Origin of the sequence: Phaeovulum sp. (assembly GCF_047638075.1) — a bacterium.
Lineage (GTDB): Bacteria > Pseudomonadota > Alphaproteobacteria > Rhodobacterales > Rhodobacteraceae > UBA6197.
The window spans coordinates 26,505-40,360 of sequence record NZ_JBLJBV010000082.1 but is presented as its reverse complement, the minus strand read 5'-3'; the positions used below and the strand labels follow the sequence as shown (position 1 = coordinate 40,360).

General features: G+C 62.0%; 13 protein-coding genes and 1 riboswitch. Of the genes, 4 read left to right on the top strand and 9 right to left on the bottom strand.

Annotated elements, in window-relative coordinates:
- Positions 1 to 28: 28 nt before the first annotated feature.
- Both fabG and fabD read right to left on the bottom strand, forming a co-directional pair.
- A complete protein-coding gene (fabG, locus tag ACM62R_RS12755; protein ID WP_415184426.1) occupies positions 29 to 766 on the bottom strand; it encodes a 3-oxoacyl-[acyl-carrier-protein] reductase in 738 nt (245 codons plus the stop codon).
- A gap of 145 nt (positions 767 to 911) precedes the next feature.
- Positions 912 to 1,841, bottom strand: a complete 930-nt coding sequence (fabD, locus tag ACM62R_RS12750) for an ACP S-malonyltransferase (protein WP_415184425.1) — start codon at positions 1,839 to 1,841, stop codon at positions 912 to 914.
- Between the two features lie 228 nt (positions 1,842 to 2,069).
- Between fabD and rpsF the strand changes: the two genes are divergently transcribed.
- Genes rpsF through rplI form a run of 3 tightly spaced genes read left to right on the top strand, consistent with a single transcriptional unit; the run spans position 2,070 to position 3,277 of the window.
- On the top strand, positions 2,070 to 2,432 hold the full coding sequence (gene rpsF / locus ACM62R_RS12745; RefSeq protein ID WP_415184424.1) for a 30S ribosomal protein S6: 363 nt from the start codon (positions 2,070 to 2,072) through the stop codon (positions 2,430 to 2,432).
- Between the two features lie 26 nt (positions 2,433 to 2,458).
- Positions 2,459 to 2,686 carry a 30S ribosomal protein S18 gene (gene rpsR, locus ACM62R_RS12740; protein ID WP_415184423.1) on the top strand — a complete coding sequence of 76 codons (228 nt, stop codon included), beginning with the start codon at positions 2,459 to 2,461 and terminating at the stop codon, positions 2,684 to 2,686.
- A gap of 12 nt (positions 2,687 to 2,698) precedes the next feature.
- On the top strand, positions 2,699 to 3,277 hold the full coding sequence (gene rplI / locus ACM62R_RS12735; protein ID WP_415184422.1) for a 50S ribosomal protein L9: 579 nt from the start codon (positions 2,699 to 2,701) through the stop codon (positions 3,275 to 3,277).
- Between the two features lie 332 nt (positions 3,278 to 3,609).
- Here rplI and tig read toward each other — a convergent pair whose 3' ends face one another.
- On the bottom strand, positions 3,610 to 4,944 hold the full coding sequence (gene tig, locus ACM62R_RS12730) for a trigger factor (RefSeq protein ID WP_415184421.1): 1,335 nt from the start codon (positions 4,942 to 4,944) through the stop codon (positions 3,610 to 3,612).
- 367 nt (positions 4,945 to 5,311) lie between these two features.
- Between tig and tpiA the strand changes: the two genes are divergently transcribed.
- Positions 5,312 to 6,058, top strand: a complete 747-nt coding sequence (gene tpiA, locus ACM62R_RS12725; RefSeq protein WP_415184420.1) for a triose-phosphate isomerase — start codon at positions 5,312 to 5,314, stop codon at positions 6,056 to 6,058.
- Positions 6,059 to 6,095: 37 nt separating this feature from the next.
- Here the strand turns inward: tpiA and gcvP are convergent, their stop codons facing one another.
- The 6 genes from gcvP to ACM62R_RS12695 all read right to left on the bottom strand — a co-directional run bounded on the left by gcvP (position 6,096) and on the right by ACM62R_RS12695 (position 13,837).
- Positions 6,096 to 8,924 (bottom strand): aminomethyl-transferring glycine dehydrogenase, encoded by a 2,829-nt coding sequence (gcvP, locus tag ACM62R_RS12720; RefSeq protein WP_415184419.1) that lies wholly within the window; start codon positions 8,922 to 8,924, stop codon positions 6,096 to 6,098.
- 7 nt (positions 8,925 to 8,931) lie between these two features.
- Positions 8,932 to 9,291, bottom strand: coding sequence for a glycine cleavage system protein GcvH (gcvH, locus tag ACM62R_RS12715; RefSeq protein ID WP_415184418.1), 360 nt, complete (start codon positions 9,289 to 9,291; stop codon positions 8,932 to 8,934).
- An 11-nt stretch (positions 9,292 to 9,302) separates the two neighbouring features.
- Positions 9,303 to 10,424 (bottom strand): glycine cleavage system aminomethyltransferase GcvT, encoded by a 1,122-nt coding sequence (gene gcvT, locus ACM62R_RS12710; RefSeq protein WP_415184417.1) that lies wholly within the window; start codon positions 10,422 to 10,424, stop codon positions 9,303 to 9,305.
- A gap of 153 nt (positions 10,425 to 10,577) precedes the next feature.
- A riboswitch (glycine riboswitch) is annotated at positions 10,578 to 10,674 on the bottom strand.
- A gap of 193 nt (positions 10,675 to 10,867) precedes the next feature.
- On the bottom strand, positions 10,868 to 11,722 hold the full coding sequence (gene gluQRS / locus ACM62R_RS12705; protein WP_415184416.1) for a tRNA glutamyl-Q(34) synthetase GluQRS: 855 nt from the start codon (positions 11,720 to 11,722) through the stop codon (positions 10,868 to 10,870).
- Positions 11,701 to 13,041, bottom strand: coding sequence for a methylenetetrahydrofolate--tRNA-(uracil(54)-C(5))-methyltransferase (FADH(2)-oxidizing) TrmFO (trmFO, locus tag ACM62R_RS12700; protein ID WP_415184415.1), 1,341 nt, complete (start codon positions 13,039 to 13,041; stop codon positions 11,701 to 11,703). Before trmFO ends, gluQRS begins: the two co-directional genes overlap by 22 nt.
- 82 nt (positions 13,042 to 13,123) lie before the next feature.
- Positions 13,124 to 13,837, bottom strand: a complete 714-nt coding sequence (locus ACM62R_RS12695) for a porin (protein ID WP_415184414.1) — start codon at positions 13,835 to 13,837, stop codon at positions 13,124 to 13,126.
- Between the last annotated feature and the right edge of the window lie 19 nt (positions 13,838 to 13,856).

Sequence of the window (13,856 nt, the reverse complement as noted above, 5' to 3'; positions counted from 1 at the left end):
GCCGTTTTGAACACCCAAACACCGGCAATCAGATCATCGCCATGCCACCATTGACATGCAAGGTGGCCCCGGTGACATACCCCGCCTCAAGGCTTGACAGGTATAAGACGGCGGCAGCAATCTCGGCGGGGTTGCCCATGCGCCCGGCAGGTATCTGCGTTAAAATCTTGCCCTTTTGCTCATCATTCAGCTTGTCGGTCATCGCCGTGGCGATAAATCCGGGCGCCACACAGTTCACCGTGATTCCCCGGCTCGCAACCTCTTGCGCCAGGCTTTTCGACATGCCCACCAACCCCGCCTTCGCCGCGGCATAATTTCCTTGACCGGGGTTGCCGGTGGCACCCACGACAGAGGTGATATTCACGATCCGCCCCCAGCGCGCCTTCATCATGCCGCGCAAAACCCCGCGCATCAGCCGAAAGCCAGAGGTCAGGTTGACCTCAAGCACCTGCTGCCATTCCTCGTCCGACATGCGCATGAACAGATTGTCGCGGGTGATCCCGGCATTGTTGACCAAAATATCCACCGCGCCCATCGCCTCCAGGGCCGCTTTCGGCAGCGCCTCGACCGAGGCCGGGTCAGCCAGGTTTGCCACCACCACATGCGCCCGCGCGCCAAGGCTTTCGGCCAGCGCACGCAGCGGCGCCTCGCGCGTGCCCGACAGCGCCACATTGGCCCCCGCCGCATGGAGCGCGCGCGCAATCTCGCCGCCGATCCCCCCCGAAGCGCCCGTCACCAGCGCCGATTTTCCTGTCAGATCAAACATGTCACCCTCGCTCGCAAACCAATTGATGGCCTTTTACCAGCCCGTCCCGCCCCATACCACCCATGCATAGGGCTTGACCCATCCTACAGCTTTTTTTTGGCCCAAATACTCATCTTGACCCCACCACAGCGCTACGGCCGGGCCCTTAGGCCGTTGCGGCCAACACATCCTGCGGCGTGCCCACAGCGCGGCATTCGGCCTCCTTGGCTATCCGCCGGATCATCCCCGACAAAGCCTTTCCTGCGCCGATTTCCCAAAACGTATCCACCCCCTGCGCTACCATCCACAGAACCGATTCCCGCCAGCGCACCGACCCTGTGACCTGCTCGACCAAAAGGGCACGGATCAGGTCGGGGTCGCTGACCGCCTCGGCGCGCACATTGGCCACCAGCGGCACCGTCGGCGCAAGAATTGCCACCTCGGCCAGGGCTGCGGCCATGGCATCGGCGGCGGGTTGCATCAGCGCGCAATGGAACGGCGCCGATACCGGTAGCAGGATTGCGCGCTTGGCCCCCTTGGCCTTGGCAATCTCCAACGCGCGTTCAACCGCGCCCTTGTGACCGGAAACCACAACCTGCGCGGGGTCATTGTCGTTAGCGGCCTGACAGACCTCGCCCTGCGCTGCCTCAGAGGCCACGGCGGTGGCGGCGTCAAAATCAAGCCCCAGCAGCGCCGCCATCGCCCCCACGCCCACCGGCACCGCCTGCTGCATTGCCGCCCCGCGCAGCCGCAACAGCCGCGCGGTATCGCCAAGGCTCAGCGCGCCCGCCGCGCAAAGTGCGGAATATTCCCCCAGACTGTGCCCCGCCACATAGGCCGCTGCACTGACATCAACCCCCTCGGCGCCAAGCGCGCGCAGCGCCGCGATCGAGGTCGCCATCAGCGCGGGCTGCGCGTTGGCGGTCAGCGTCAGTTCGTCCTGCTCTCCCTCCCAGATCAGGCGCGACAGCTTTTCCCCCAGCGCGTCGTCAACCTCGTCAAAGACGGCTTTGGCGGCGGGGTAAGCCTCGGCCAGCGCGCGGCCCATGCCGATGGTCTGTGCCCCCTGCCCCGGAAATACGAATGCGCGGCTCATGCTGTTTGCTCCTGCTTGTCTTTGGTGTCCCTTCCGCTCTACCTTGCCCGCCACGGTCGCACAACATCCCAGCACCGCCGCCCGGACGCATTTCCCTTGCATCGGCGCGCCCCTCCCCCTATTACCCGCGCATCCTTCCGCATTCACGAAATTGGCGCAGCCTCTCGTGGCGGGACGTGGAAGGTGTGACCCGCCTATGAAGCCCGCCTGAAAATGACAGGAGCATACATGCCACTTTATGAGCATGTGATGATTGCGCGTCAGGATCTTTCCAATGCGCAGGCCGAAGGGCTTATCGAACATTTCTCCACGGTTCTCGCGGACAACGGCGGCAAAGTCGTTGAAAACGAATACTGGGGCGTCAAGACGATGGCCTACAAGATCAACAAGAACCGCAAAGGCCATTACGCCTTTCTGAAAACGGACGCGCCCGCCGCCGCCGTGCAAGAGATGGAGCGTCTGGCCCGTCTGCATGACGATGTGATGCGTGTGCTGACCATCAAGGTCGAGGCCCACGAAGATGGCCCCTCGGTGCAGATGCAAAAGCGTGACGAACGTTCCGAGCGCGGCGAACGCCGTGAACGTCGCTGATCCGGCCGCAGGAAAGGACATAAACCATGGCGAACAAACCGTTTTTCCGCCGTCGCAAGGTCTGCCCGTTCTCGGGCGACAACGCGCCGAAGATCGACTACAAGGACACGCGTCTGCTGCAGCGCTACATTTCTGAGCGCGGCAAGATCGTTCCCGCCCGTATCACCGCCGTCTCGGCAAAAAAGCAGCGTGAATTGGCCCGTGCGATCAAGCGCGCCCGCTTCCTCGCCCTGCTGCCCTATGCGATTAAGTAAGGAGCGACCCAAATGAAAGTCATCCTTCTGGAACGTGTGGCCAAGCTTGGCCAGATGGGCGAAGTCGTCAACGTCAAGGACGGCTACGCGCGCAACTACTTGTTGCCGCAAGCCAAGGCCCTGCGCGCCAATGACGCCAACATCCAATCCTTCGAGACCCGCAAGGTCCAGCTCGAAGCCCGCAACCTCGAAACCCGCAAGGAAGCCGAGGCCGCTGGCGAAAAGCTCGACGGTCAGCAGTTCATCGTGATTCGCTCGGCGTCGGATGCCGGCGCGCTTTACGGTTCGGTCACGCCGCGCGATGCGGCCGACGCCGCCGAAGCTGCCGGGTTCACCGTGGACCGCAAGCAGGTCGTGCTGCAGGCACCGATCAAGGATCTGGGCTTGCATGACGTGTCTGTCGTGCTGCACCCCGAGGTTACCGTGACCATCACCATGAACGTTGCGCGTTCGACCGAAGAGGCCGGACTGCAAGCTTCGGGCAAATCGATCCAGCAATTGGCCGCCGAGGCCGAGGCTGAGGCCGAATTCGAGATCGCTGAACTGTTCGACGAAATCGGTGCCGCCAACGAAGACGGCGAAGATATGTAATTTCGCCACTGGCGGAAGGTCAAGCCGCGCTCCGGGCAACCGGGGCGCGGTTTTTGTTTTGAAGGTCCTTGGTAGAATGCTCATGGGTCGGGGCGATGTTTTCGCTAATGAACCCAGCACGTTGGTTTGGGGCCCCTTGCCAGCCGGCCGCTTCTGTTATGTCTGATCCACCTACAAACGGAAAGTCAGACATCAAAACCTTATGGATCCTGTCTTCCATGGCGCTCACCGGACCGCCGACGTTCCGGAGCCTCTACTGATCAGGCAGAGACGGAATCAAAAGGGCCGCGCCAAACGGCGCGGCCCCGATCGTTTTCTCTCACAAGAAAAACTTACATCTCGTCAAGGGCTTCGATTGCCTTTTGCAGATCTTCCTTGCCGACTTCCTTTTCGGTCACCGAGGCGCCCGACACGATATGATCGACAACCTTGTCCTCAAAGATCGGGGCACGCAGTTGTTGCTGCATCTGCTGGTTTTGCTGCACGAATTCAAAGAAGGCGCGTTCCTGACCCGGATATTGGCGGGCCTGCATCATCACCGCCTGGGTCATCTCGGAATCGGTGACTTCGATTTTCTGCGCCCGGCCCATTTCGGCCAACAACAGGCCCAGACGCACGCGGCGTTCGGCCAGGGTCTTGTGTTCGTCGGTCGGCTCAACCGACCCGTGGTCGTGGTCGTGAACCTCGGGATTTTCCTCGTGCCATAGCTGATGCGCGATCTGCCCGGCCTCGGCCTCGACCAGCGAGGGCGGCAGTTCAAACTTGACCAGTTGGTCCAGTTGATCCAGCAGGCCACGCTTCATCACCGCGCGCGAGGCGCCCTGATACTCGGCCTCAAGACGCTCAGCGATCTGCGCTTTCAACCCGGCCAGATCCTCGGCGCCGAATTTCTTTGCCAGCTCATCGTCGATCTCGGCGGGTTTCGGCGCTTTCACGGCCTTGACGGTGCAGGCAAAAACGGCGTCCTTGCCGGCCAGATGGGCGGCACCGTATTCAGCCGGGAACGTCACTTTCACTTCGACTTCGTCGTCTTGCTTGGCGCCCACCAGTTGCTCTTCAAACCCCGGAATGAACGAGTTTGACCCCAGAACCAACGGATAATCGTCGCCCGAGCCACCCTCGAACAGCTCTCCATCGACCGAGCCTTTGAAGTCGATCACGACTTGATCGCCGTCTTTCGCCTTCGAGCCTTTTTTGCGGTCGTCAAAATTTTGCGCGTTCTTGGCCAGGTTTTCCAGGGCCTCGTCCACCGCGGTCTCTTCGGCCTTGACCACCAGGCGTTCGAGCTTCAGCGTGGTCAGATCCACTTCGGGGATCTCGGGCAGCGCCTCATAAGACACGGCTACGTTGACATCCATGCCTTCTTTCCAGGTTTCGCCGTCCTGCATTTCAATCTTCGGCTGCATCGCGGGGCGATCGCCGCTGCTGTCGAAATGGCCCTGCAGCGCGGTATCAACGGCCTCTTGCATCGCATCGCCCAGCACGCGCGCGCCAAAATGCTTGCGCAGCATCGGCAGCGGAACCTTACCCTTGCGGAAACCCTTGATTTCCACTTCGGGCTGCGCTTCCAAAAGCTTTTCGGTAACTTTCGCGTCCAGCTCGGCTGCGGTGATGGTGATCGTATAGCCGCGCTTGAGGCCGTCGTTCAGGGTCTCGGTAACCTGCATGGGGGTTCCTCTGTCTTCAGGGCCGCCTCACGCGGCATGTCATAAATCTGCGCCCTTCTATTTGGCGCGGGCCTTGGTGGCAAGGCGAAAACGGGCCAAATCAGGGTATGGTGCAGTTGAAAGGACGCGCGCCGCCACGCGAGGGGCGCAAAGACCCGATTTGGGCAGGAGATTCGCCCCACCGGCCCCCCACCGGCCCCCCGCCGCACCCCCGCCGTAGGGCACCTGAGGCGCGTCAAAGCCCGAATTAGCGCGGGTGGCACCGGTCCGGCGCAAGGCGATTCAGCCTGCACCGCTGCGCGCTCCTATGGTTGCTAAGCAGCCCGTTGGTGCCTTAGTCTTCATTCCAGCAATGATGGAGGTTCGGATGCGGCGCAAGATGGCAGCGGGAAACTGGAAAATGAATGGCACAGAGGCAAGCCTTGCCGAGGTGGACGCCCTGATCGCCGCCCACCCCGCCCCGGCGTGCGAGGTGCTTTTGGCGCCGCCAGCCACATTGATTGCCGCAATGGCCGCACGGGCGCGGGGCACAAAACTTGCGGTTGGGGGGCAAGATTGCCACTGCGCCGCCTCGGGCGCGCATACCGGCGATATCGCGGCGGGGATGCTGGCCGACGCGGGGGCAAGCCATGTGATCCTTGGCCATTCAGAGCGCCGCGCAGATTACGGTGAAACCGACGCACAGGTCTGCGCAAAGGCCACGGCCGCGCGGGTGGCGGGGCTGGTCAGCCTGATTTGCGTGGGCGAAACAGAGGCGCAGCGCGATGCGGGCGAAACGCTGGCGATAATCGGCGGGCAGCTTGGCGGCTCTGTTCCCGAGGGGGCCGATGGCAGCAATACCGTCGTGGCCTATGAACCCGTCTGGGCGATTGGCACCGGACGCACCCCGACACTCGCGCAGATCGCAGAAGTTCATGATTTTTTACGGGCCGAATTAAGCGCGCGTTTCGGGGCAGAGGGCGCGGCAATCCGGCTGCTTTATGGCGGGTCAGTCAAGCCCGTAAACGCCGCCGAAATCTTTGCCACCTTGAATGTCGATGGGGCTTTGGTTGGCGGGGCCAGCCTGAAGGCGGCTGATTTTGGGGCGATCATCACCGCGCTGGAGGCTGGTTGACGCCAGCCCCCAGCGGGGTTTCGCAGCCGAGGGGCGTTTACGAATAATCGCTGACGGGTGGGCAGGTGCAGATCAGATTGCGGTCACCGTAAACGTTGTCGACGCGGCCCACGGGCGGCCAGTATTTATCCACCCGAAACGCACCCGGCGGAAAGCAACCCGCTTCGCGGCTATAGGCACGGTCCCAATCCGCGACCAGATCCTCGACCGTATGGGGGGCGAAATGCAGGGGGCTTTGATCGGCCGGGATCTGCCCGTCGGCTATGTCACGCACCTCTTGGCGGATGGCCAGCATGGCGGTGATGAACCGGTCCAGTTCGGTCTTGGTTTCCGATTCCGTGGGTTCGACCATCAGGGTGCCGGAAACAGGCCAGCTCATCGTTGGGGCGTGAAAGCCATTGTCAATCAGGCGCTTGGCAATGTCATCCACAGTGACGCCGATTTCGGCAAAGGGGCGCGTGTCAAGAATACATTCGTGCGCCACCCGGCCACGGTTGCCCATGAACAGGATCGGGTAGGATGATTTCAACCGCGTGGCGATGTAGTTGGCATTCAAAATGGCTACACGCGTTGCCTGGGTCAGTCCTTCGCCGCCCATCATCAGGCAATATGCCCATGAAATCAGCAGGATCGACGCCGAACCATAGGGCGCCGCCGATACCGGCCCCTCGTCACCGCCGGTTTCCGAATGGCCCGGCAGGTAAGGCGCCAGATGCGCCTTTACCCCGATTGGCCCCATGCCGGGGCCGCCGCCGCCATGCGGAATGGCAAAGGTCTTGTGCAGGTTCAGGTGCGAGACATCCGAGCCAATTTCGCCGGGTTTCACCAACCCGACAAGCGCGTTCATATTGGCACCGTCCAGATAGACCTGCCCGCCCTGTTCATGCGTGATGTCGCAGATCTGGCGGACGGTTTCCTCAAACACGCCATGTGTTGAGGGATAGGTGATCATACAGGCCGCCAGATTGGCCCCCGCCGCCTTGGCCTTGGCTGTGAAGTCTTCGATATCCACATCGCCATTCGGCGCGGCCTTGACCACCACGACCTGCATCCCGGCCATATGCGCGGATGCCGGGTTCGTGCCATGCGCCGAAACCGGGATAAGGCAGATATTGCGGTGCCCCTGCCCCTGCGCCCGGTGATAGGCGGAAATCGTCAACAGACCTGCGAATTCGCCCTGCGCGCCCGAATTGGGCTGCAACGAGAACGCATCATACCCGGTGATTTCACATAGCTTTGCGGTCAGGTCCGTGATCATTTCACTGTATCCTTCGGCCTGGGTTACCGGCGCAAAGGGGTGAAGCGACCCAAACTCGGGCCAGGTCAGGGGCATCATTTCAGCCGCCGCGTTCAGCTTCATCGTGCATGATCCCAGCGGAATCATCGCCCGGTCCAGCGCCAGATCGCGGTCCGACAAGCGGCGCATATAGCGCATCATTTCCGATTCCGCGCGGTTCATGTGAAACACCGGATGGGTCAGATAGGCGCTGGTGCGCAACAACGCATCGGGAACGCCCGGCGTGGTGGCTTCGGGGGCCTCATCGAGAATTCCGAAGGCATCTAGAACGCGGGTAATCACGTCATCATCGGTAAGCTCATCCACCGAAATCCCGACATGCGCCTGCCCCACCTTGCGCAGGTTGATGCCCCGGTGTCGTGCGGCGGCCATGATCCCGGCCTGCCCCACGCCGACCTCAACGGTGAGCGTGTCAAAGAACGCCTCGGGTTGCACCCTGGCGCCCGCCGCAACCAACGCATCGCGCAGACGCACGGCGTTGAAATGCACCATTTCCGCAATCGCGCGCAGCCCGACCGGCCCGTGAAACACCGCATAGAACGAGGCCATCACCGCCAACAGCGCTTGCGCGGTGCAGACGTTCGAGGTGGCCTTTTCACGGCGGATATGCTGTTCGCGGGTTTGCAACGCCAGGCGGTAGGCCTGATTGCCCTTGGCATCAATCGACACGCCGACAACGCGCCCCGGCATGGCCCGTTTGAGGTCATCCTTGCACGACATAAAGGCCGCATGGGGCCCGCCATAGCCCATCGGCACGCCAAACCGCTGCGCCGAGCCAACCGCGATATCGGCCCCCATCGCGCCCGGTTCCTTAAGCAGACACAACGCCAGAAGATCGGTTGCCACAACCGCAACCGCCTTGGCGGCATGCAGCGCCGCGATCTGGTCGGTAAAGTCGCGGACATGGCCGTAGGTGCCCGGATACTGGAAGATCGCGCCAAACACCGCGTCGGGCTGCAACGCCTCGGGCGCGCCGACGATAATTTCCACATCCATCGGGCGCGCGCGGGTGCGGATCACACCAATGGTTTGCGGGTGGCAGTTTTCATCAACAAAGAACGCCCGCGCCTTTGATTTTGCGGACCGTTCGGCCATCGCCATGGCTTCGGCGGCGGCGGTAGCCTCGTCCAGCAGGCTGGCGTTGGCAACCGGCAGACCGGTCAGATCGCTGACCATGGTCTGATAGTTCAACAGCGCCTCCAGCCGGCCTTGGGCGATTTCGGGCTGATACGGGGTGTAGGCCGTGTACCAGGCCGGGTTTTCCAGAATGTTGCGCTGAATTGCCGGCGGGGTGACGGTGCCGTAATAGCCCTGCCCGATCAGGCTGGTCATCACCTCATTGCGTTCGGCCACGCGCCGCAGCTTTGCCAAAAGCGCGTGTTCCGTCAGCGGCGCCCAGGATAGCGGCGCCGCCTGCCGGATATTTTTGGGCACCGTTTCATCAATCAGCGCCTCAAGGCTTTTTGCCCCCACAACCTTCAACATCTCGGCCATTTCCGAAGGCGACGGTCCGATATGACGGCGGTTGGCAAAATCGTAGGTGTCGTAGGGTGTGCGAGTAAAAGCCATGATATCCTCAGCCGATCATCTCTTTATAGGCGTCTTCGTCCATGAAACCGTCGAGCACCGACAGATCATCGACCTTCAGCTTGAAAAACCACGCCTCGCCCAGCGGATCTTCGTTCACAAGGCCGGGGTTATCTGCCAGCGCCTCGTTCACGGCGACAATCTCGCCTTCCACCGGGGCGCTGATGTCGGACGCGGCCTTGACGCTTTCGATCACCACCACCTCATCGCCTGCGGCGACCATGGTTTCCACTTCGGGCAGTTCGACAAACACCACATCGCCCAACGCCTCCGAGGCGTGTTCGGTGATGCCCACCACGACAAGGTCACCCTCGATACGCAGCCATTCATGATCTTCGGTATATTTCATCGTGACGCTCCTCAGCGCTTATAGTTTGTGGGTTGGAAAGGCATGGGCGTGATCTGCGCGGGCAAACGTTTGCCGCGCACTTCGCCGTAAACGGTGGTGCCGATGGTCAGGTCGGCGGGCAGATAGGCCATCGCCAGTGCCGCGTTGATCGACGGGCCAAAGCCGCCCGACGTCACCGCGCCGATCGGCGCGCCGCCTTCGGGGCCGGCATAGATTTCAACGCCTTCGCGCATTGGCGCGCGGCCTTCGGGTGCAAGGCCCATGCGTTTGCGCGCTGTGCCATCGGTCAACTCGCGCAAGATCCGCGCCGCCCCCGGAAAGCCGCCTTCGCGGGCACCGCCGCTGCGGCGGGCCTTTTGGATGGCCCAGGTCAGCCCCGCCTCAACCGGGGTGGTGGTGGTGTCAATGTCATGACCGTAAAGACACAGCCCCGCCTCCAGTCGCAGACTGTCGCGCGCGCCAAGGCCGATCGGGGCCACTTCGGGCATTGCCAACAGCGCCTCGGCAAAATTCAGCGCCTCGGCGTCAGGCACAGAAATCTCATACCCGTCTTCGCCGGTATAACCGGACCGCGACAACCAAAGCTCGACCCCGTTCCAGGCCAGCACCGCCACATCCATGAACCGCATGGCAGCGGCACCCGGCACCAGCCGCGCCAGCACCGCCTCGGCCTTCGGCCCTTGCAGCGCCAGCAGCGCGCGGTCGGTGATCTCGGTCACCTCAAGGTCCAGATGCGCCCGCATATGGGCAATATCAGCCCCTTTGCAGCCCGCATTGACCACCAAAAACAGATGATCGCCACGGTTGGCCACCATCAGATCATCCAGGATCCCGCCCGCCTCATCGGTGAACATCGCATAGCGCTGCCGCCCCTCGGCCAGCGAGGTCAGATCGACCGGCACCAATGCCTCTAGCGCAAGTGCCGCGTCCGCCGCCTTGCCAGAGGCTGCGCGCAAGATCACCTGCCCCATATGCGAAACATCAAACAGCCCCGCGTTGGCGCGGGTGTGCAGATGCTCTTTCAGCACGCCCATCGGGTATTGAACGGGCATCTCATAGCCCGCAAACGGCACCATCTTGGCGCCAAGTCGTATGTGCAGGTCATAAAGACCGGTGCGCAACAGGTCGGCCATGCCGCCCCCCTTTTCTGTCAGCCGGTCCCCCGGCATCGCTTCCAAGGCGGATGACCCGCCCAAACCGATGCCCCCTCTGTTCTTACCCCAAAACCGGGGCACCTGAGATCGTTATCCCTTCGGCGGGCGCTTTCGCGCCACTCTCCAGAGTCCTTTGCCAGAACGGTCCCTTGCGCCTGAGAGTTTACCGGGGCGGTTGCTCCTTCGGCACCGGTTGGCATGGCCCACCGGATTCTCCCGATCCTGACACTGCTAGCTAGCCCGGCGCCGCACCGGCTGGCAAGCCCTTATCGCATGCTGCAATGCCCCCGATGAAAAACCCAAGCCCCCCGTGCGGCTTGATCTTTGTCGTGAAAACCGTGGCTGAGCGCCTTTCGTGAAAAAATCCGGCCCGGCCCTGACAGCATGCCCGTGGCCCGAAATCCGCCCGCGGAAAAGAGGCGCTATAGCCCGATCATCCGGCGAATATCCGCAGGGCTCGCACCGTCATCACGATAGCGGCGCAGTGCGCGCGCATCGTCACGCTTGGCCAGCCGCTTTCCGGCGTCGTCCCGGATCAGCTTGTGATGGTGATAGGCGGGTGTCGGCAGGCCAAGCAAGGCTTGCAGCAGCACATGGATAAAGGTCGCCTCGAACAGATCTTCACCGCGCGTCACCTCGGTTATGCGCTGCGCGGCATCATCGACAACCACGGCAAGATGATAAGACGTTCCCATATCGCGACGCGCCAAAATGATGTCCCCGGCCTGGGTCAACAGCCATTCCTTATGCACGGTATGTGGGCCGGCCATAGCGGGCCCCGTTTCAACAAAGCACAACGCCGCAGGGCCAAGATGGTCAAACGCGCGCGACAGGTTCAGCCGGATCGCATCCGCCGGCCCCGCATCCCCCATCAGCCTATGGCGGCATGTTCCGGGGTAGACCAGCCCATCAGGCCCATGCACCCCTTCTTGCGGGGCGGAAAGGCTTGCCCGGATATCGCGCCGCGTGCAGCGGCAAGGGTAACAAAGATCCAGCGATATCAACCGCTCAACCGCCGCAGCATAGGTGGCCAGCCGTTCCGATTGCCGCCAGACCGGTTGCTGCCAGGTCAGGCCAAGCCAGGCCAGATCCTCTTGCAAGGCGGCCTCATAGGCCGGACGGCAGCGGCTGCGGTCGATGTCTTCCACGCGCAGCAAAAACTGCCCCACGCGCGCGCGTTCATGCGCGACAAGCGCGGCGTAGGCATGGCCAAGATGCAAAAGACCCGTGGGCGACGGCGCAAACCGGGTTCGGTTCAGCTTTGGGCTGCAAGCCATTGATTAAAGGCCTCTTTGGCGCGGTCCGTATAGGCTTTGTATCGATCCTTGCGACCCCGGCGCCCGCCCTTGGCGTCGATTGGCGGAAAGAGGCCGAAATTCACGTTCATCGGCTGAAAGGTCTTGGCCTCGGCGCCGCCGGTAATGTGGTGGATCAGGCTGCCCATCGCGGTGCCAAGGGGGGGCGGAGGCAGATCGCGCCCCAGTATTTCGGCCGCCGCCATGCGCCCGGCCAGCAGGCCCATCGCCGCGCTTTCGACATAGCCTTCAACCCCGGTGATCTGCCCCGCAAAGCGGATATTGGGGCGCGATTTCAGCCGCATGCGGTTGTCCAGCAAGGTGGGCGAGTTGATGAACGTATTGCGGTGAATCCCGCCCAGCCGCGCAAATGTTGCATCTTGAAGGCCAGGAATCATTTTGAAAACAGACGTTTGCGCGCCATACTTCATCTTGGTCTGAAAGCCGACCATATTGTAAAGCGTCCCCAGGGCGTTATCGCGGCGCAGTTGCACCACGGCATAGGCCTTGACGGATGGGTCATGCGGATTGGTCAGCCCGATGGGCTTCATCGGGCCGAACCGTAGCGTTTCGCGGCCCCGTTCGGCCATCACTTCGATCGGCAGACAGCCGTCGAAATACCCGGCGGTTTCGCCCTCGTGAAACTCGGTCTTGTCGGCGGCCAGAAGGGCGTCAATGAAGGCCTCATACTGCGGCTTTGTCATCGGACAGTTCACATAGGCGGTCTGTTCTTCGACCGTTTCGCCTTTGTCATAGCGCGACTGCATCCAGGCGACCGACATATCGACGGTATCGGCGTAAACAATTGGCGCGATTGCGTCGAAAAACGCCAGTGCCTCGGCCCCGGTTTCGGCGCGGATGCTTTCGGCCAGCGCGCCCGAGGTCAGCGGCCCGGTGGCGATGATCCAATGGCCATCCTGCGGCAGTTCGGTGATCTCGCCGGGCGCGGCGGTAATCAGCGGATGCGCCAACAAATGGTCGGTAACAGATTGGGCGAACAGGTCGCGGTCGACGGCCAGCGCACCACCGGCGGGCAGGCGGTGGTTGTGTGCCATCTGCATGATCAGACCGTTGGCGGCACGCATTTCCCAGTGCAGCAGGCCAACCGCGTTACGCTCATCATCGTCTGAACGGAAGGAATTGGAGCAGACCATCTCTGCGAAATTGCCGGTGCGGTGCGCGAAGGTACCAACGCTGGGGCGCATTTCGTGCAAGACGACCGGCACCCCGGCCTCGGCGGCCTGAAAGGCGGCCTCGGACCCGGCCATGCCGCCGCCAATGATGTGAAGCGTGTTTGTCATGCGGCAGATCTAGCCTTGGTAGCGCCAAAAGAAAAGGGCCGCCACAACTGTGGCGACCCGATGTTTTGAACCTTTGGGCCGATCAAAGCCCGGGCAGAATATATGTCAGGCCACGCGGGCCGAATGTGGTGCCACCCTTCGGACCAAAGGTATATTCCACACCGATGCCAAAGTAGGTTTCAGAGCCGGTAAACGGAAGGTCTGCCGAACCGATCTTGGCTGACAAAAGCACGTTTGGCATAACCGCATAGTCAGCGCCTAGCGCGATGGTCGATATATCACTACCGTCCGATGTTATGCGGTCATAGTTAAGCCCCAGCCCGAACTGGTCGCTGACGGCATAGCGCCCACCAAGACCGAACATCACGTCCGACTCGCCAACGTCCTTGCTGCGGCCCAGATACCCCTCCAGACTTATCGCCTGCATGTCATGACGAAACTCAAGCCCGTACAAATCCAGATTGTCCGAGTCAAAGTCGTCACGCCCGATAAACGCACCGAAAGAGGTGGCGGCGTCCATGTGATAGATGCCGTGCAGCGTGACGTTGTTGATATCAATGTTGCTTGCGTCAAGATCCGCAAACGCCAGATCAAGCTGCGCGGCCCACATCGGGGTAAAGCCCATCTCGATCGAGCCGTCGATCATCGACTTCGATAGTGTCGTATCGGGGGCGACGATGTCGTCATCGGTGAAGGCCGAATAGCCAAGGCCAAGCGAGCCGCCATTGAATTCGAACGCGAAAGCCGGGGCAGACATCAGCGTCGCGCCAAGCGCGAAGAGTGCTATTTTGTTCATTGTCGCCTCACATGAAACA

Coding starts and splice junctions, on each gene's coding strand:
- rpsF (WP_415184424.1), top strand. CDS start 2,070: ATGCCACTTTATGAGCATGTGATGATTGCGCGTCAGGATCTTTCCAAT.
- gcvH (WP_415184418.1), bottom strand. CDS start 9,291: ATGAAATATACCGAAGATCATGAATGGCTGCGTATCGAGGGTGACCTT.
- rpsR (WP_415184423.1), top strand. CDS start 2,459: ATGGCGAACAAACCGTTTTTCCGCCGTCGCAAGGTCTGCCCGTTCTCG.
- gcvP (WP_415184419.1), bottom strand. CDS start 8,924: ATGGCTTTTACTCGCACACCCTACGACACCTACGATTTTGCCAACCGC.
- gluQRS (WP_415184416.1), bottom strand. CDS start 11,722: ATGGCTTGCAGCCCAAAGCTGAACCGAACCCGGTTTGCGCCGTCGCCC.
- ACM62R_RS12695 (WP_415184414.1), bottom strand. CDS start 13,837: ATGAACAAAATAGCACTCTTCGCGCTTGGCGCGACGCTGATGTCTGCC.
- fabD (WP_415184425.1), bottom strand. CDS start 1,841: ATGAGCCGCGCATTCGTATTTCCGGGGCAGGGGGCACAGACCATCGGC.
- fabG (WP_415184426.1), bottom strand. CDS start 766: ATGTTTGATCTGACAGGAAAATCGGCGCTGGTGACGGGCGCTTCGGGG.
- rplI (WP_415184422.1), top strand. CDS start 2,699: ATGAAAGTCATCCTTCTGGAACGTGTGGCCAAGCTTGGCCAGATGGGC.
- tig (WP_415184421.1), bottom strand. CDS start 4,944: ATGCAGGTTACCGAGACCCTGAACGACGGCCTCAAGCGCGGCTATACG.
- tpiA (WP_415184420.1), top strand. CDS start 5,312: ATGCGGCGCAAGATGGCAGCGGGAAACTGGAAAATGAATGGCACAGAG.
- gcvT (WP_415184417.1), bottom strand. CDS start 10,424: ATGGCCGACCTGTTGCGCACCGGTCTTTATGACCTGCACATACGACTT.
- trmFO (WP_415184415.1), bottom strand. CDS start 13,041: ATGACAAACACGCTTCACATCATTGGCGGCGGCATGGCCGGGTCCGAG.